At 36.1% G+C, this 17,453-nt stretch carries 18 protein-coding genes; 12 read left to right on the forward strand and 6 right to left on the reverse strand.

Translation table 11 applies throughout. From position 1 onward, the window contains the following. Positions 1–12 precede the first annotated feature (12 nt). From ACL9RH_RS08905 to ACL9RH_RS08920, 4 genes are read left to right on the forward strand one after another with little or no spacing between them, the layout of a single operon-like run. Entirely contained in the window at positions 13–1,053 is a 1,041-nt protein-coding gene (locus ACL9RH_RS08905; protein ID WP_422693008.1) for an HlyD family secretion protein, read from the forward strand. A 2-nt stretch (positions 1,054–1,055) separates the two neighbouring features. Beyond that, positions 1,056–2,675: an MFS transporter gene (locus tag ACL9RH_RS08910; protein WP_422693009.1), complete on the forward strand. Its 1,620-nt coding sequence runs from the start codon at positions 1,056–1,058 to the stop codon at positions 2,673–2,675. Between the two features lie 19 nt (positions 2,676–2,694). Further along, positions 2,695–3,195: a G/U mismatch-specific DNA glycosylase gene (gene mug / locus ACL9RH_RS08915; RefSeq protein ID WP_422693010.1), complete on the forward strand. Its 501-nt coding sequence runs from the start codon at positions 2,695–2,697 to the stop codon at positions 3,193–3,195. Beyond that, entirely contained in the window at positions 3,179–3,541 is a 363-nt protein-coding gene (locus ACL9RH_RS08920) for a winged helix-turn-helix transcriptional regulator (protein WP_422693011.1), read from the forward strand. The genes mug and ACL9RH_RS08920 overlap by 17 nt, the downstream gene beginning before the upstream one ends. Positions 3,542–3,677: 136 nt before the next feature. On the opposite strand, the gene tpx is transcribed toward ACL9RH_RS08920, so the two are convergent. After that, positions 3,678–4,181 carry a thiol peroxidase gene (tpx, locus tag ACL9RH_RS08925; RefSeq protein WP_422693012.1) on the reverse strand — a complete coding sequence of 168 codons (504 nt, stop codon included), beginning with the start codon at positions 4,179–4,181 and terminating at the stop codon, positions 3,678–3,680. 356 nt (positions 4,182–4,537) lie between these two features. Between tpx and ACL9RH_RS08930 the strand changes: the two genes are divergently transcribed. Further along, positions 4,538–6,757 (forward strand): NADP-dependent isocitrate dehydrogenase, encoded by a 2,220-nt coding sequence (locus tag ACL9RH_RS08930; RefSeq protein ID WP_422693013.1) that lies wholly within the window; start codon positions 4,538–4,540, stop codon positions 6,755–6,757. A 179-nt stretch (positions 6,758–6,936) separates the two neighbouring features. On the opposite strand, the gene ACL9RH_RS08935 is transcribed toward ACL9RH_RS08930, so the two are convergent. Together ACL9RH_RS08935 and ACL9RH_RS08940 are read right to left on the reverse strand one after the other, a co-directional pair. Beyond that, entirely contained in the window at positions 6,937–7,272 is a 336-nt protein-coding gene (locus tag ACL9RH_RS08935; RefSeq protein ID WP_422693014.1) for a winged helix-turn-helix transcriptional regulator, read from the reverse strand. Between the two features lie 41 nt (positions 7,273–7,313). Then, positions 7,314–8,267 (reverse strand): DUF6624 domain-containing protein, encoded by a 954-nt coding sequence (locus ACL9RH_RS08940; RefSeq protein WP_422693015.1) that lies wholly within the window; start codon positions 8,265–8,267, stop codon positions 7,314–7,316. Positions 8,268–8,590: 323 nt separating this feature from the next. On the opposite strand from ACL9RH_RS08940, the gene ACL9RH_RS08945 reads away from it, so the two are divergent. The 7 genes from ACL9RH_RS08945 to ACL9RH_RS08975 all read left to right on the forward strand — a co-directional run bounded on the left by ACL9RH_RS08945 (position 8,591) and on the right by ACL9RH_RS08975 (position 14,263). Further along, positions 8,591–9,337: an SDR family oxidoreductase gene (locus ACL9RH_RS08945; protein ID WP_422693016.1), complete on the forward strand. Its 747-nt coding sequence runs from the start codon at positions 8,591–8,593 to the stop codon at positions 9,335–9,337. Between the two features lie 173 nt (positions 9,338–9,510). Further along, on the forward strand, positions 9,511–10,479 hold the full coding sequence (locus ACL9RH_RS08950; protein ID WP_422693017.1) for a heme-binding domain-containing protein: 969 nt from the start codon (positions 9,511–9,513) through the stop codon (positions 10,477–10,479). After that, on the forward strand, positions 10,476–10,916 hold the full coding sequence (locus ACL9RH_RS08955) for a hypothetical protein (RefSeq protein ID WP_422693018.1): 441 nt from the start codon (positions 10,476–10,478) through the stop codon (positions 10,914–10,916). The genes ACL9RH_RS08950 and ACL9RH_RS08955 overlap by 4 nt, the downstream gene beginning before the upstream one ends. A gap of 147 nt (positions 10,917–11,063) precedes the next feature. Further along, complete coding sequence (locus ACL9RH_RS08960; protein WP_422693019.1) at positions 11,064–12,080, forward strand: sensor histidine kinase; 1,017 nt, start codon at positions 11,064–11,066, stop codon at positions 12,078–12,080. Beyond that, positions 12,061–12,822 (forward strand): LytR/AlgR family response regulator transcription factor, encoded by a 762-nt coding sequence (locus ACL9RH_RS08965; RefSeq protein ID WP_422693020.1) that lies wholly within the window; start codon positions 12,061–12,063, stop codon positions 12,820–12,822. Before ACL9RH_RS08960 ends, ACL9RH_RS08965 begins: the two co-directional genes overlap by 20 nt. A gap of 231 nt (positions 12,823–13,053) precedes the next feature. After that, a complete protein-coding gene (locus ACL9RH_RS08970; RefSeq protein WP_422693021.1) occupies positions 13,054–13,830 on the forward strand; it encodes a DUF1223 domain-containing protein in 777 nt (258 codons plus the stop codon). A gap of 37 nt (positions 13,831–13,867) precedes the next feature. Further along, positions 13,868–14,263: a DoxX family protein gene (locus tag ACL9RH_RS08975; protein ID WP_422693022.1), complete on the forward strand. Its 396-nt coding sequence runs from the start codon at positions 13,868–13,870 to the stop codon at positions 14,261–14,263. Positions 14,264–14,359: 96 nt separating this feature from the next. On the opposite strand, the gene ACL9RH_RS08980 is transcribed toward ACL9RH_RS08975, so the two are convergent. The 3 genes from ACL9RH_RS08980 to ACL9RH_RS08990 all read right to left on the reverse strand — a co-directional run bounded on the left by ACL9RH_RS08980 (position 14,360) and on the right by ACL9RH_RS08990 (position 17,430). Next, positions 14,360–15,352 (reverse strand): MBL fold metallo-hydrolase, encoded by a 993-nt coding sequence (locus ACL9RH_RS08980; RefSeq protein WP_422693023.1) that lies wholly within the window; start codon positions 15,350–15,352, stop codon positions 14,360–14,362. A gap of 82 nt (positions 15,353–15,434) precedes the next feature. Continuing rightward, entirely contained in the window at positions 15,435–16,436 is a 1,002-nt protein-coding gene (locus tag ACL9RH_RS08985; RefSeq protein ID WP_422693024.1) for an aldo/keto reductase, read from the reverse strand. 88 nt (positions 16,437–16,524) lie between these two features. Continuing rightward, the gene (locus ACL9RH_RS08990; protein WP_422693025.1) at positions 16,525–17,430 is read right to left on the reverse strand and encodes a helix-turn-helix domain-containing protein; all 906 of its coding nucleotides are present in this window, start codon (positions 17,428–17,430) and stop codon (positions 16,525–16,527) included. Positions 17,431–17,453 lie beyond the last annotated feature (23 nt).

A 17,453-nucleotide genomic window follows, 5' to 3' on the forward strand; every position in this document is an offset into this window, starting at 1 on the left:
AACGTCAAGAAAATGAAAAAAGACCACTCAACTCATCCCGGCCATATTGTTATCAAAATCGTAGCAATTTTTATCATGATTGCAGGAGCCGTTTATTTTTTCAAGTATTTGAAATACAATAAAAATTATGAAGAAACCAATGATGCACAGGTAGAATCCTACATCAATCCCGTTTCAGCGAGAGCCGGCGGGTATATTGAAAAAGTGATGTTCAATGAGCATCAAATGGTGAAAAAAGATGATACACTCGTTATTTTGGACAACCGCGAATATTCTGCACAGTTAGCAGCCGCCGAAGCCGATTATGAAAATGCTAAGGCTCAAATAGCAGTACTCTCTGCAGCCATCAGTTCTGCACAATCCGGCACTCAGGTTAATCGCGATCAGATCAAGGGAGCCCGTGCCAAGTACATTCAACAAGAAAAAGATATAAAAAGATACGAGAAACTGGTTCATGAAGAAGCTGCCACGGGCGCAGAACTTGAACAGGTAAAAGCGCGGTATGATGTATCTGAAAGTGATTATAGTGCTGCACAAAACAGCTTTAAAACCACGGAAGCAAAAGTGGCAGAATTAAAAACCCATTTTGCGCTGCTACAGGCAGATATTAAAAGAAAAGAGGCTGCTCTGAAACTTGCTAGAGTCAATTTATCTTATACGGTCATCAAGGCGCCATATTCCGGAAGATTGGGAAGAAAAACCATTCAGGAAGGTCAACAGATACAACCGGGGCAGCCGTTGGTAAGCATTATTAATGAAGGTTCAAAATGGATCACCGCAAATTACAAAGAAACCCAGATTGAGGATATGTATATCGGGCAACCGGCAGAAATAAAAATAGATGCTATTAAGGATAGGATTTTTAAAGGAAAAATAACCGCTATCGCAGGTTCCACTGGATCCCGTTTTTCATTGTTGCAACCAGATAACTCAACAGGAAATTTTGTTAAAATCATTCAAAGAATACCCGTAAAAATTGAATTTACTGAAGAAAATACAGATAGAATCGTTGCGGGAATGAATGTTACTGTTTCTATCAGAAAAAAATCTTAATCATGAAGTCTGTTTATTTTAAAGATTGGACAGAAAACTGGAAATGGATCAGTAGAATAACCTTATTCCTGCTTTTATTGTCCGGACTGATGCAGCTGGGAATGTTTGTACTTACCCAAAACTATATGGTTTCTTATTGGGGAGCGCAGCCTGAAGACATATGGTTTGGTGTGATGGCAACATATGCCGGAATCATTACGATCCTCCCCATACAATTTCGTTTTTTGAGATATTTTGAAACCAGAAGTTACTTACTCTTCAATCTTGTTGTAACTATTTTACTGAATTTAGCTTGCTTTTATTGTCAAGACCTTGTCTTATTTTTAGTGCTTCGTTTTGTCCAGGGAATTTTCGCAGGAAATGTAATTGTTTGTTCGTTGACACTCGTTTTTTCGTTGTTGCCGCCTGAACGATCAAGAGGTATTGGCGCTGCTGTTTTTTATGGAACAATGTTGAGCAATACGGTTTTGATTGGACTCGCTTCAGGAATTATCGTAGAAACATTCGATTGGAAATTCATTTACTATGGCTTGGTCTTTTTTCAGATTATCATGTTGGGATTAGTTCTGTTGGTCCTTAAAAGAAAATCAGGAATGAAAAGCTATCCTTTGTACCAAACCGATTTTGCAGGTATGGCTGTATTTGCAGTCACTATTATCTCTATTGCTTACACTCTTTTATATGGTTCAAAATATTATTGGTTTGAAGATCCCCGTATTTGCTGGAGTACTTTTACAGGAGCTATCGGACTTTTCTTATTCATTTATAGACAGTATACTGCAAAAAGACCTGTTGTTAACTTAGATGTATTTCACTCACCAAAATTCCTGATTGGGCTTGCACTTCTGGCTATTTATTATGGAACTAAAGACAGTATTAATCTTATCTATAATTATACAACAGGAATTCTTAAATGGAGTACTTTGGACATGATTATCCTGGCCCTTTGCAATTTAAGCGGAATGGTGCTTTTCCTGATTATTGCCATCCGTTTGATCATCGTAAAGAAGATTTCTGTAACAGCTTTTTTGGCTCCGGGCTTTATTGTTCTTGCGGGTTTCAACTTTTGGATGTCTTACTTTTTAACACCGGATTTATCGTTCAGAGATTTGCTGTTACCGGTTTTCGTGCAAGGTTTGGCTTCAGGATTGTTATTTGTTCCTATCATGATTTTTATACTCTCCTCGGCTCCTCCGCATACAGGAACGACGGGTTTAATTGTTGCCGCTTACACCCGTTTTACAGCAACATTAAATTCATTTGTAGGATTTTATAATCTGCAGCTTTATTTTAACCAATATTTCAAAGAAGATTTTCTCAACAACGTTACTTCAGAAAACCAAAATACAATTGACCGTCTGAATTCCTATACAACTCTTTATATCTCAAAAGGAATTTGGCAAGAGCAGAGTTCTTTAATCGCAAATTCACAGCTAGCTCAGGTTATTGCTCAACAAAGCCAGTTATTGACAAGCAGAGCCATTTTTATGACATTCGGAATGGGATTATCATTAGTCGCTCTTCTTATCATAATTATCCCTTTGCTGCATAAGATGTATATAACTTTGGTAATACAAAAAGTTCCAAAGGCCTTTTCAGAAAGCTTAAATAGTAAAGCCTAACCCTACAAATCAAATTTCTATGTTAGAAGATATTATTGATAAAAATCTTAGTATTATTTTTTGTGGAATCAATCCTGGCCTAAAATCAGCCTGGGATGGTCATCATTTTTCAGGAAAAAGCAATCGGTTCTGGAAGGTACTTCATTTGGTTGGTTTTACTTCTTATCAAATTTCCGCCGTTCATGATAAAGACCTCCTTCAGTTTAGATATGGACTCACTACAGCTGTAGCAAGGCCAACTGTACGGGCAGATGAGGTTTCAAAGGAAGAATTTGAACAGTCATTTAAAATATTTCAGGAAAAAATGGAGATATATCAACCCAGATATATTGCCTTTCTAGGAAAAGCTGCGTATGCTATATTTTCAGGAAAAAAACAGATTGTATGGGGAAAGCAGCCAGAGAAAATGCAGAATGCTACAGTTTGGGTACTTCCCAATCCCAGTGGTCTGAATCGGGGTTTCAGCATTGAAGAACTTACCATTCATTATAAATCGCTTTATCATGAATCTATACAATAAAAGACTGCCAGAATATCCCTTAAGAAAAGCAACCGGTGTACTGGGAAATAAATGGAAACCCATCATTATTGTAACCATCGGTAAAAAAACATTACGCTTTGGAGAAATAGCCGAAGCCATCCATTTAATTTCCAGAAAAGTACTTACAGATCAGTTGAGAGAGTTGGAAAATGATGATGTATTGGTTCGAAAAGAATTTAAAGAATTACCTCCCAGAGTAGAATATTCACTTACAGAGAAAGGAATATCTCTTCTTCCTATTTTGTTTCTCTTTGAAGAATGGGAGCATCAATATTGCGGTGAAGAAACTATTCCTGAATCGACTACTCCACTGTTAATATTATAAAAAATTATGAAGATAATCTCAATTAGAGTTGTTTATATGATGAGTATTGTCTTCAAACAGGAACCCCAAAGCAAAAGCTTTGGGGTTCTATTATTTTATCCTTTAAGATCCGCTTATTACAGCACAACTCAATCTATTAATTGTTCAATGCAGCAAGTGCAGCGTCATAGTTAGGCTCATTAGCAATTTCTGAAACCTGCTCTGTGTAAACTACTTTGTTGTTTTCGTCTGTAACAATAACTGCACGGCTTAAAAGTCCTTTTAATGGTGAATCTGTAATAGTCACTTCATAATCATCTCCGAAGCTGCTTCTGAAATCTGAAAGTGTTTCTACATTATTCAATCCTTCAGCTGCACAAAATCTTCCTAATGCGAACGGAAGATCTTTAGAAACATTGATTACCACAGTATTATCAAGTTTTGAAGCCTCTTCATTAAATTTTCTGCTGGAAGCCGCACAAGTAGGCGTATCGATACTTGGGAAAATGTTGAATACTTTTTTCTTTCCTTCAAAGCTCTCCAGGTTTTTCACATTTAATCCAGAATCTACCAATGTAAAATCTTTTACAGTGCTTCCTACTGACGGTAATGTTCCTATAGTGTGTACTTCGTTTCCTTTTAAAGTGATTGTCGTTGACATAATATTTATTTTTTTAGTTTTCCAAATTTAGTCAAAAAAGAAAATTTTCCCAGTCTTATTAAGGTTAAATTAATCTTAAAGTAAAAATAAAAGCCTTTTTTCTGATATTGGGTTTTTCAAATCATATGTTTTCTGTGCAAGAAATAATGAAATTAGTTTCCCCAACGCCAACTCCACTCCTAAAAATTATAAAATTACTTTTAAAATAAATATGGACGGGACCGGAAGCTATACAATTACACAAATATAAATTTAAAGAGTCATCAGACTCTTTTTTTATATAAAAACGCCCAATAAAACAATCATATTTAGTAAATTTGTGGGACTTAAAATTTCAAATAAAAAATAACAGTATAATGTCAGAAAAATCAAAAATCTATTACACACTTACTGATGAAGCTCCAATGCTTGCTACTCACTCATTTTTACCTATTGTAAAAGCTTTTACAAAATCTGCAAACATTGAGATTGCTGTTCCGGATATTTCTTTAGCAGGAAGAATCCTTGCTAACTTCCCTGAATTCTTAAATGACGACCAGAAAATTGGTGATGCTTTAGCTGAATTGGGAGAATTGGCAACACAGCCTGATGCAAACATCATTAAGTTACCGAACATTTCTGCTTCTGTTCCTCAGTTGGACGCAGCTATCGCTGAATTACAAGGTAAAGGTTTTGCCGTTCCAAACTACCCTGCAGAACCTAAAAATGATGAAGAAAAAGCCATCAAAGCTAAATATGCTAAAGTTTTAGGAAGTGCTGTAAACCCTGTGTTAAGAGAAGGAAATTCTGACAGACGTGCTCCAAAAGCAGTTAAAAACTATGCAAAAGCCAACCCTCACAGAATGGGTAACTGGGCTTCTGACAGCCAAACTGACGTAGCACACATGAATAATGGTGATTTCTACGGTACAGAAACTTCTACAACATTAGAAAATGCTACAAAATACAGAATCGTTTTCAAAGGAAACGACGGTTCTGAATCTGTATTAAAAGACTTCGCAGGTCTTCAGGCTGGTGAAGTAATCGATTCTTCTGTAATGAATTTAAATGCATTAAAAGCATTCGTTCAGGAAGCAATCGAGGAAGCTAAGAAAAGAAATGTACTTCTTTCTGCTCACCTTAAAGCAACCATGATGAAAATCTCTGATCCAATTATTTTCGGAGCAATTGTTGAGACTTTCTTCAAAGAAGTATTTACTAAATATGCTGAGACTTTCAAGTCTTTAGACATCAATCCAAATAACGGTCTTGCTGATCTTTTTGAAAAAATCAAAGGAAATGCTCAGGAAGCTGACATCAAAGCTGATATTGAAAAAGCTCTTGCTGAAGGACCTAGAGTGGCTATGGTAAATTCTGACAAAGGAATTACGAACTTCCACGTACCTTCTGACATCATTGTTGACGCATCTATGGCTGCTCTTGTAAGAGGAGGAGGTAAAATGTGGAACAAAGACGGAAACGAAGAAGATACCGTTTGTATCATTCCAGACCGTTCTTACGCTGGTTTCTATCAGTCTGTAATTGATGATATGAAAGCACACGGAAAACTAGACCCTACTACAATGGGATCTGTTCCAAACGTAGGTTTAATGGCTCAAAAAGCTGAAGAATATGGTTCTCACGACAAAACTTTCCAATTAGCTGCTGACGGAACGGTAGAAGTTCAGGACGAAGCTGGAAACATCCTTCTTTCTCAGAAAGTAGAAAAAGATGACATCTTCAGAATGTGTCAAACTAAAGACGCTCCTATCCAGGACTGGGTAAAACTGGCTGTAAACAGATCAAGATTATCTGATACTCCTGCAATCTTCTGGTTAGACCAAGGAAGAGCTCACGACAGAGAAATCATCAAAAAAGTAGAAAAATATCTTGTTGATCACGATACTGCAGGTCTTGACATCAGAATTCTTGATGTAAAAGATGCAATGACTGAAACCCTTAAAAGAGCGAGAGAAGGTAAAGACACGATCTCTGTTTCCGGAAACGTATTGAGAGATTATTTAACAGACCTTTTCCCAATTCTTGAACTGGGTACTTCTGCAAAAATGCTTTCTATTGTTCCATTAATGAATGGTGGTGGTTTATTTGAAACAGGTGCCGGAGGTTCTGCGCCTAAGCACGTTGAGCAGTTCCTTGAAGAAGGATATTTAAGATGGGATTCTCTAGGTGAATTCTTAGCACTTCAGGCTTCTTTAGAGCATTTAGCACAAACTCAAGGAAATACAAAATCTCAGGTTTTAGCAGATGCATTGGATGAAGCAAATGCTAAATTCTTAGCTACAGATAAATCTCCTGCAAGAAAAGTAGGTCAAATCGACAACAGAGGTTCTCATTTCTATTTAGCAATGTACTGGGCTGAAGCTTTAGCAAACCAAACGGCTGATGCTGAATTGGCAGCAAGCTTTGCTCCGATTGCACAGGCAATGCAGGAAAATGAAGAAGTAATTAATGCTGAATTAATTGGCGCTCAAGGTAAACCTCAAAATGTTGAAGGATACTACAAAACGGATACTTATAAAACGTATGCCGCAATGAGACCAAGTACTGTTTTAAATGAAATCATTGACGGAATTTAATTTCTAACTGATTGAATATAAAAAAAGCTCCTTGAAAAAGGAGCTTTTTTGTTTAGTAATCAACCCGTCAAAAATTATTTGAATTTTTGTCACCCTTTCAAAGTAGGAGAATGCTGAGTAACTATTTACTTATCAAGGCCAATGAATTTCTAATTCCTAATCCCTGTATAACCTCTCTCTTATCTATCCTCTACGATTACTCTCCTATGCTCCCTACCCCAGATAATCATTTCCTGAATAATATTTCCAAATGTCCGGCAATACTCTGTTGCTTCATATTCAATCAAAACAGGAGTTTCCGGATAAACGGTACGTTTTACCAGCTTGTTCATTTCCATATCTTTCAGTTCTTTTGAGAGCATTCTGGTGGTAATTCCCGGAATACTTCGTTCAATTTCCCTGAACCGTTTATTACCATTACAAAGCGAATTGATAACGGGAATTCTCCACTTTCCACCAATAAAATAAAGGGTGTCCTGCAATGCTCTAAACTCCTCGGTTTGATCTCTTTCCATAGTGATAAAATGATGTGAATTGCTGCTAACAGACGTTTTTTCTATTTATTTAATTTTTCTAATTCGGGTAATTCACTTTTATACTTTTCAACGTCCCAAACTAAATTCCAATTTTTAATATACTCAGAGATTGGACCTAGGCCAACTTCTGCTCTTCTTTTATCTACATTATCAGGATCAATTAAAGGTAAAACATAGAGCGCTTTATTATTTGGATTACTTCCTATCTGACTTCCGTATATTTGTTTTCTACCTTCTCGAATTTCTATTCTATCAATTAGCAAAGCTAAAGAACCTGAACTTGCATTTCCTTTTACCACAGCATCTTTCATCATAGGTAAATATTTTTTCTGCGTTTCCAAATCTGAATGTTGAATGACAAGAAATAAAGCACTATTGGCCTGTGCACCTACTTTATCTTTACCTACCCAACCTTTTTCATCTAATATTTTTTTGACTTTTAATAAGTTAATGGAGTCTTTCTGGATTGCCATTTTCCAAAGATCATTCATTTCTTTAGAATCTTGATCGAATTTTTTTTGAGTTTCATTCATTTGCATCCTATACTTTTGGTCTTCCTCATAAATTGTCAATAATTCAGTCTGCAAAGGTTTGTCATAATTGGCTTCTATTAACTCTAATTTTTTTTCTAACTTTTCAACCGTTCTCCCCCATTCTTTTTTTGAATGTAAATTGTCTAAATCTGTATCAGACTTTAAGTGCTTTAGATTTGTCCAACCGTTTTCTATCGATAAATTCAACCATTTAAATGCTTTTTTCGTATTTCCTGCTAAAGAAGATGAACACGCACCATTATATAAGTGACTTGGATTTTTGCTTTCAATTTTAAAAGCTTTACTATATAAATCTGTAGACGTTTTATAATCTTTTGTTTGATATAATTGATTAGCTTCATTGATTAATTTTGAATATTCCTGAGCATTAACGCTTGTGAATAAAAAGAATAGTAACAAAATATAAATATTGTTTCTCATTTTTCTGTATTTAATGGTTATGTTTTGTTTCAAAATGGCTGCTAATATAAAGTTTATTTTGATGATTAGACGATTCAATAATTCTGTTAGTTCAAATTATAGTAATTATCCCTTTATTATTTTCAAACCTTGGAGATTGTGGCAGATGAACCAATTGAGTATAATTTTTCAATACGGGATGTCTCACAATACTCTAAGTTCTTCATTTTAATCCTTTTTCATAATGACAAAGGTAAGTGATATCATCTATTACACTGGTATACTCTGTTATACTGATTACAAAAGTATACCATTTTAAAATAACTTTGTCAAAAAAATTTACAATGAAAAAATTAAGCAATAAATTAGCGATTGTTACAGGAGGAAACAGCGGAATTGGATACGCGGCTGCAAAAGAACTTATTTCAGAAGGAGCAACCGTGATCATTACCGGAAGACGAAAAGAAGCCGTAGAGAAAGCAGCACTCGAACTTGGTGCTATTCCCTTCATAGCGGACCAGGCTAGCCTTGAAGATCTTGATTGCTTCAAGAAAGAAGTAGAAAACCGGTTTGGTAAGGTGGACATTCTCTTCATCAATGCAGGTATTACAGGAAGCCAGACCTCAATTGAAAATATGGATCTTGAAAATTTCGATCAGGTAATGAATATCAATTTCAGAGGAGCTTATTTTACGTTAAATAAATTCATCCCTTTATTGAATGATGGTGCCTCTGTTATCTTTTTATCCTCTATTGTTGCATCAACATATCATCCCAACAGTTCGGTTTATCAGGCAAGTAAAGCCGCTTTGAATTCAATTGCCAAAACTGCAGCGGCTGAATTGGCCCCAAGAAAAATCCGTGTTAATATCGTAAGCCCAGGCCCTACAAAAACCGAAATCATGAATAAAGCAGGTTTAGACGAAAAAGCCCTGGAAGGAATTAATGAATGGATGATTGATTCAATTCCTTTAAAAAAGATAGGAACCGCTGAAGACGTTGCCAAACTGGTGGTTCATTTTTCGGATGAAAGTGTTTCAAGCTTCATGACAGGTACCGAAATTATCATAGATGGTGGTATGACATTATAAATTATAGCAGAGATGTTATAATCAGTCCCGGTAAAAGCTACCGGGATTTTTTTGCATTTTCCCTCCGGGAAATTCCCAGTTCGCCTTTCAATTTGTCCGGATCAGCCTGTTTTACATTTCCAGACAGCTTGTATCCTTCTACTTTTGATCCAGAAAAACAAAACAAATACATTATGGATCCTGTAAAGAAAAAAAGAAATCCTATTGCTATTGGCTTTTTAGCAATCCTTGGAATTTTTGGAGGACTACAACTATTCAACCAGCCTTTGGAAGGGAAACCTGTTACCAAAAAAATTGATGCCCCTAAAGAAGTGATTGCCATTCTCGAAAACTCATGTTTTAGCTGTCATTCCAATCAGCAGAATCTCAGTTGGTATGATAAAATTGCGCCTGTTTCCTGGGCTGTGAATAAAGATATTAAAAGAGCCAGAGAAGTTCTCAATTTTTCAGAATGGGAAAAATATTCACCCGGAGAACATCAGGGAAAAATGTATGCGATTCTTAATATGATGCAGAGTGGAAAAATGCCTCTTCATGAGTACACTCTTCTCCATCCATCCGCTAAAATCACGCCTAAAGATATTGAAGTTATAAAAAAATATACACTTTCTTTAGCAAGTATAAAACCTTCACCAAAGCCAAAAAATATTAATCCTGTTATTGAGGCTTCCCTGCCTCAAACACCTGTTTCCCCCAATGGTGTGCAATATACAGACGAATTTAAAAACTGGAAAGTCATCAGTATGAGCACTCTTTTCGATCATTCAATCCGGGTTATTTATGGAAATGATATTGCTGTAAAAGCCGTTGAAACTGAAAACTTTCACCCATGGCCTGATGGAAGTGTTGTCGTAAAGTCGGTGTGGAAACAACAGGAACTTCCCAGTGGAGAGATCAGAGCCGGAGAATTTGTAAATGCTCAGTTTATGGTAAAAGATTCAAAGAAATATACAGATACAGAAGGATGGGGATTTGCCAAATTTTCAGGAAATGAACTGCATCCTACCGGAAAAACAGCTTCGTTTGCAAAAGAATCATGCATCGCCTGCCACAGACAGCTTGCAGAAAATACAGGTTATCTTTTTGATGTACCTATGAAAGTAAATACACAAAGGCTTATTAAAAATCTACAACAAAAATGAAAAATATAATAATGATATTATTTGCAGGTCTTACTTCATTGACTTCCTGCAATCAAGAGAAAAATCATCAAGATCAGGAATTGGTAAGAGCTGTTTTTGATCCTGGAAATCTGAAGTTTATTTCCACGTCCCTAAATCCTAAAAAAGAAACGATGTCGGCTTTATATGGTAATGAAAAAGCAGTAGAATCTTTATCAAAAGAAACCGGAAAACCAGAAGAAGGAACACTTATGAAGCTGGTTACCTGGCGATATCACGACAATCCACAATATTTTGGAGGGAAAATTACGGGCGAATTGGTAAGTATTGAAACCGTTCAAACTGATAGCAAAGGGAATACTACTTATAATATTGAGGATGATGTAAAAAATACAGTTCCTGACAAAGAAGAAAGAATACAGTACTTCATGAGTTATCACCCTGTGAGCAGGCCCTGATGATAAGGCAACCCAACGGTTGCTTTTTGTACATATGAATTTGGAGATATTTACTTTTGAAAATCCTTTAAATTCAGCATTCATCAACTTATTTAGTAAAATATTCAATAAAAAGCATACATTTAACATTTGAAAACCCGCAGTTCTATGGAGCAGCAAAAAATACAAATTTCGCAAGCCATTATATGGATAAGTTCTGTTTTCCTCGGAATTCTATCTTCTGTACCTCAGCTTGCCTCTCATGCCTTTAACTGGAAAGAAGCCGTTGTCAATTCTGCAATAACCGCTGCATTTTCCGTTATTATGTGGTACGCCAATATCTATATGCTGAACCGCTATGCCGGGAAACGCACACAACATATCTCCTATTCGAGGTTGCTTATTATTCTGGCTTTCGGAATGGTTATTATGTTTGGCCTGGCCTGGTTACAACAGCTGATTCTTTCTCATATCAACTTCGGTCCGGTAATGCTGATGGTTGAAGTAAGGGGAATTTTGATCAATCTGGTGTGCTATATGTTCTTAACATTGTTGCAGAATAATTATACCGGTCAGCAAATACAGCTGGAACTTGAAAAAGTAAAAAGTGATAATATCGGGGCTCAGTACGAACTGCTGAAAAACCAGATCAATCCGCATTTTCTTTTCAACAGCCTGAATACATTAAAGCTCATGGCTGAAACAAATGATGAAGAAACGGTTGACTTCATCATAAAACTGTCTGATTTTTACAGATTTACTCTTGAAAGCCGAAAGCTAGACCTGATCAGTGTACAGGAAGAAATGAAAATAGTCGGGGCCTATCTTTTTCTTCAAAAAGCAAGATTTGGCGAAGGAATTACATTTACGAACGATCTTGAAGAAAAAATAACCCAAACCCTTATTCCTCCTTTTACGCTTCAGCTTTTGGTTGAAAATTGCATCAAGCACAATATTGTTTCGCAGAGCAAACCTTTACATATTAAAATTTACAATACTTCTGATCAAATTGTCATTGAAAACCCTGTTCAGCGTAAAGCGGCTACAGAAGACTCGCTTGGCGTAGGGCTCGACAATATCAAGATGCGTTACAAACATCTTTTGGAACAGAATATTACCATTTATTCAGACGAAGAAATTTTTCAGATAAAACTACCATTAATCCATGAATATCATCATCATTGAAGACGAATTCAGAGCGGCAAAAGCTCTTAAGAATCTAATCTTAGACCTCAAACCCGATTCCAGGATTCTAGGAACTTACGACAGTATTGAAAGCAGTATTGAAGCCTTATCTCAAGACGTAAAACCAGATCTTATCTTTATGGATATCCAGCTTTCTGACGGACTTTCATTCGAGATTTTTAAAACGGTTGAAATTACCTGCCCGGTGGTTTTCTGTACTGCTTTTGATCAGTATATGCTGGATGCTTTTAAAAGTAAGGGAGTGGATTATGTTTTGAAGCCATTTTCCCGACAGGATATTGAAGAAGCTTTAAAAAAAGTGGATGAATTAAAAAAATTCTTTCAAAAGAATGAACTTCCCGATCTGGAATCTCTCATCCAAAAAATCAGTCAGCCAGAAGGAAAAAGCAACTTTCTGGTCTTTAAAAATCAAAAATATACCACGATTCCTGTCGAAGATATTGCGTACTTTTATATTCATAATGAAATTACCCATCTGGTTACTTTTTCGAAAGAACAGTTTCAGCTCACTCCTCCTCTCGGTCAGATCGCAGAGCAGGTTTCTGACAAACAGTTTTTCAGGGTCAACAGGCAATATCTTGTTAATTTTAAAGCCATTAAAGAGATGGAACATTATTTCCAGCGTAAAATTCTTGTAAAGCTGGTGATTGAAACTCCTGAGAAGCTTTTAATCAATAAAGAAAAAACACACAGCTTCTTTACCTGGTTGGAAGACCGATAATATAAGCCGTTACTATTTTTAAGATATACTACAACCCTGATTTATAGGATCAGGGTTTCTTTTTTGTCACATTGAGACTCTAAATACTTATAGGTTTTCACCTTAGTCTTACTATTTTCAAAAATATTTCCCTCTGCAATTTCCGGGTTCACCTTTCAATTTGCCCGCTTAACCCGGTTTCATATTCTCCCGAAAGTACAGACTGCCTACTTTTGAATAAAAATCAAAGATATGATAGTCAAAAACTTAATCGCAGTAGGTGTTTTCACCTTTTTATTATTCGCCACTTTTGCATTTGTACAAAAAGATAAAATACAGAAAACCGAGCCTGTTCAAACTTCAGGAAATAACAGTTTTGTCATTCTGGAACTTTTTACTTCAGAGGGTTGCTCAAGTTGCCCGCCAGCAGATGAACTGATGGGAGAAATCGGGAAAGAATATCAGGACAAACCGGTATACATTCTCTCTTATCATGTTGACTACTGGAATCGTCTTGGATGGAAGGATCGGTTCAGTACTCCTGAAAATTCTCAGCGACAACAGAGATACAGTTATGCTCTTCATTCACAGGTCTACACTCCTCAGTTGGTTGTAAACGGTAAGACTGAATTTGTAGGTTCTGATAAAGATGCTGTGGAAAATGCTATAGAAAAAGCATTTCTTACCTCAAAAAACACAGATATTGAGCTTTCTGCAGAGGTTTCTCAAAATAAAATCAATGTGCAATATGCAGCCAGCACTACCGATACAAAGAATGTACTTCTTGTCAATCTTATTGAAAAACAATCTTCTACAGAGGTAAAAAAAGGAGAAAATGAAGGCCGTCATCTACAGCATTGGCAGATTGTTCATAAGCAAAATGAAATTTCTTTGGCTAAGCAGCAAAAGGGAGTTACTACGTTCAACCTTCCGGATCACTTTTCTCCAAAAGACTGGGAAGTGATTGCTTTTATCCAAAATACTAAAACAGGAACGATCTCCGGAGCTAAAAAAACAACATTCAATTAACGATCAAAACAACAACAACTTCTTAAATACTACAATTATGAATACTAAAACAACAAAAATCATGTACTGGGCTGGAGCAATTTTTATGTCATTATGGTTCGGTGCAAGCGGAATCTTTGAACTGATAAAATCTCCGGTAGTTTGGGATATTACGTTACAACTCGGTTACCCTTCTCATTTTATCTATATATTGGGTGTTTTTAAAGTACTGGGAGTTCTGGTCCTTCTTCTTCCCAACAGATTGCTAAGACTTAAAGAATGGGTATTTGCAGGAATGTTCTTCGATGTTACTTTTGCCTTCTTTTCGAAAGTTGCAGTATTGGGAATTTCAACCACATTAGATGCTGTAATTGCCTTCTCTGTACTTTCGGTAACTTATATAATGTTCAGAAAGCTTTATTCTCCTGAATTGATCTTTGGAGAAGCTTATTAATATAACTCTAAATTTTTCTTATGTTTGAGACAGATCCTCCCGTTACCCGGGAGGGTCTGTTATTTATTATTGAAAAGTTATTCTTTCTTATTTTTTCTAATTCATAAAAGTCTCCGGCACCCACTCAAATGCTTCGGATTTTGTTTTGGTAAAGCCAAGGCCCGGCCATGGTAAATGATAGGCAAATGCTCTGGTTTTAGTATCTGACAACTGCTGCAAAAGTTTTTTTCTTGAAGCCGTTGCAATATCCAGATCAGTATCACCGAAATAGCCCCAATCAGGATGTGGGAAAAGAATGACATCGGAATGAATAAGATCTGCGATATACATCAGTTTCTCATTTCCGGAAGAAATGGTTGTTACCGTTAATCCAGGGGTATGCCCGGGAGCTAACTGGAAACTAAAATATTCATACAGCGGTTGGTTAAGATCATAAAATTTCAGTTTGGGCTGAATTGTTTTCAGAATATTCTGAATCGCAGGGATAATCTGATTAAGAAATTCCGGTTTTGTCTTCAGAATACTGTTAGAAAAATCTTTAATTGAAGCTTTCATCCAGAAATCATGTTCCGTTTTGGAAATAAAAATACTGGCATTAGGAAAAACAAATTGATTCTGCTTATCCACAACTCCTCCAATATGATCAGGGTGTGCATGAGAGATAAAGACATCGGTAATATCTTTTGGGGAAAATCCTGCTTTTTGAAGACTTTTTAATAGAAATCCGGTTCTTTCGTCAGCAAAAATACCCATTCCTGTATCTAATAAAATGAGTTTATTCTTTGTTTTAATCAAAAGAATATTCATTGCCATATCAATATAATGATCGGGTCTGAAATTATCTTTAAGGATTTTTTTTAATTCTGAAATGTTTCCTTTGGGAGCAAATGAATTGAGGTTTTCTTCATGAATATAACCGTCCGTTAAGACAAACAGATCCAATTCGCCAAGTTTCATTTTTTTAAACCCGGATAAATCTTCACTTACTTTTCCCGAAACAGACCTGGAACCCGCCCATACATTGGAAAAAGGGAGTATGCTTAAACTGCCGGCCAATAAACCGTTTTTTAATAATTCTCTTCTGTTCATAATTTAATGTTTTTATTATTTTTTACAAAAAAAACTGAGTTCCTCATTTGTACAAGGAACTCAGTATAATGTTGTTATTGTCTTAGTTATTGACCAATTTCATAGATCCTTCACTATATCTTTCTCCTACATTCGGGTATTTTTTCAGAATAGAATCAATGGTATCCAGATCTGATTGAGACAGATCGATATTCACTGCCGCCACATTTTCCTCCAAATATTTGATTCGTTTAGTTCCCGGAATAGGAATGATATCATCCCCTTGGTTTAGAACCCAAGCCAAAGCCAATTGAGTTCCCTTTACACCTTTTGAAGCAGCAAATTCATTGATCTCGTTCGCCAGTTTGGTATTATTTTCAAGGTATTCCTGCTGATAACGAGGTAATGATTTTCTGAAATCATCATCTCCAAGATTCTGCACTTCAGTGATGTTCGCAAAAAGACCTCTTGCAAGCGGAGAATAAGGAACTAATGAAATTCCCAGTTCTCTAATGGTTGGCAAAATTTCTTTTTCAACATCTTTTGTTAGAATAGAGTATTCTGACTGTAAAGCTGTAATAGGATGAATTTTATTAGCTTTTTTGATAGATTCGGCTGAAGCTTCAGAAAGTCCAAGATATTTTACTTTTCCTGCTTTTACCAATTCCGCCATGGCTCCTACTGTCTCTTCTACCGGAATATTTGGATCTACTCTGTGTGCGTAATACAGGTCGATGGTATCAATTTTCAGTCTTTGAAGACTTAAATCAACGGCTTTTCTGATCCATTCTGGTGAGCCGTCAAAATACGTACCCGGAGCTCCGCTGTGACTGGCCTTGCCGTCTTTAAATCTGAATCCGAATTTAGTGGCAATAAAAATTTTGTCTCTGTTCGGAACCAACACTTTGGAGATCAGTTTTTCATTTTCACCATTAGCATACATATCGGCTGTATCCCAAAAGTTAATTCCCAGGTCTAAAGCTCTGTGTAAAGTATTGATACTTTCCTGCTCATCTGTAGGGCCATAAGCAAAGCTCATTCCCATACATCCTAAACCAATTGCTGATAACTGTTCGTCTGTGTTTCCTAATTTTTTAAATTTCATGATGGTTTTGATTTATATTTTAATAGGACAAAATTAGATCATGAATAAAGAACCATCGATATAGAATTCAAACTAAGAATTATAAAATTCAAACAGCATTCGCTCTGATGGCATTTGGAGTCAACCCAGTCTGCTTCTTAAAATAATTGGTAAAATAAGAAGGTTCTTCAAATCCTAATCCATAGGCAATTTCTGCAATATTCCAATCGGTATGTTGTAACAAAGCATTGGCTTCCTGAATAATTCGTCCTGTAATTTGCTGGCTGGTTGTTTTTCCTGTCATCTCTTTCACGGAACGGTTCAGAGAGTTCACATGAATAGAAAGGCTTTTCGCATAATCATTAGGGGTTTTCATTTTCAGAAAGGCTTCAGGGCTATCAATAGGAAACTGTCTTTCCAGTAATTCCATAAATAATGAGGCTACTTTTTGTGAAGCATTCTGATAAGGCTCAAAACTTTCTGCAGGCTGCATTCTCATGGTTTCATGAATCATCAGGTGAAGGTACGCTCTGAGCATATCATACTTATGGATATAATCTGACTTAATTTCAGTCATCATTTTAGTATAAATATCGGCAAGCGTCTTCTGTTGGTCTTCATCTACAAAGAAAACGGGAGTTCCGCCAATCTTAAAAAGCGGTGAATCCTGAAGGTTGCCCAAACGACTTCCATTCTGCAAAAACTGTTCTGTAAAAAGACAAAACCATCCTTTTTGGCCTTCATCATCCGCTTCCCACGAATAAGGAACGATAGGATTTGAAAACAGCAATGCAGGCCGGTCTACTTTGATCCACTTATCGGCATAATGAAGTTTTCCTTTTCCTATAATCAGGGAAATTTTATAATAATCTCTTCTGCTATAAGGAGTCATTGGTGAGCAATATTCTCTAGAAAATACATTGAAGTGCCCAATTTTATTTACCCCCAGAGAAGGATTTCCTAAAGTGGAAGCATTTCGTTCATAAAAACGCTGTAATGATTCATTATAATCCATAGATCAAAATTATAAAATTCAAA

It is taken from the genome of Chryseobacterium sp. Mn2064, assembly GCF_049319685.1.
Taxonomy (GTDB): Bacteria; Bacteroidota; Bacteroidia; order Flavobacteriales; family Weeksellaceae; genus Chryseobacterium.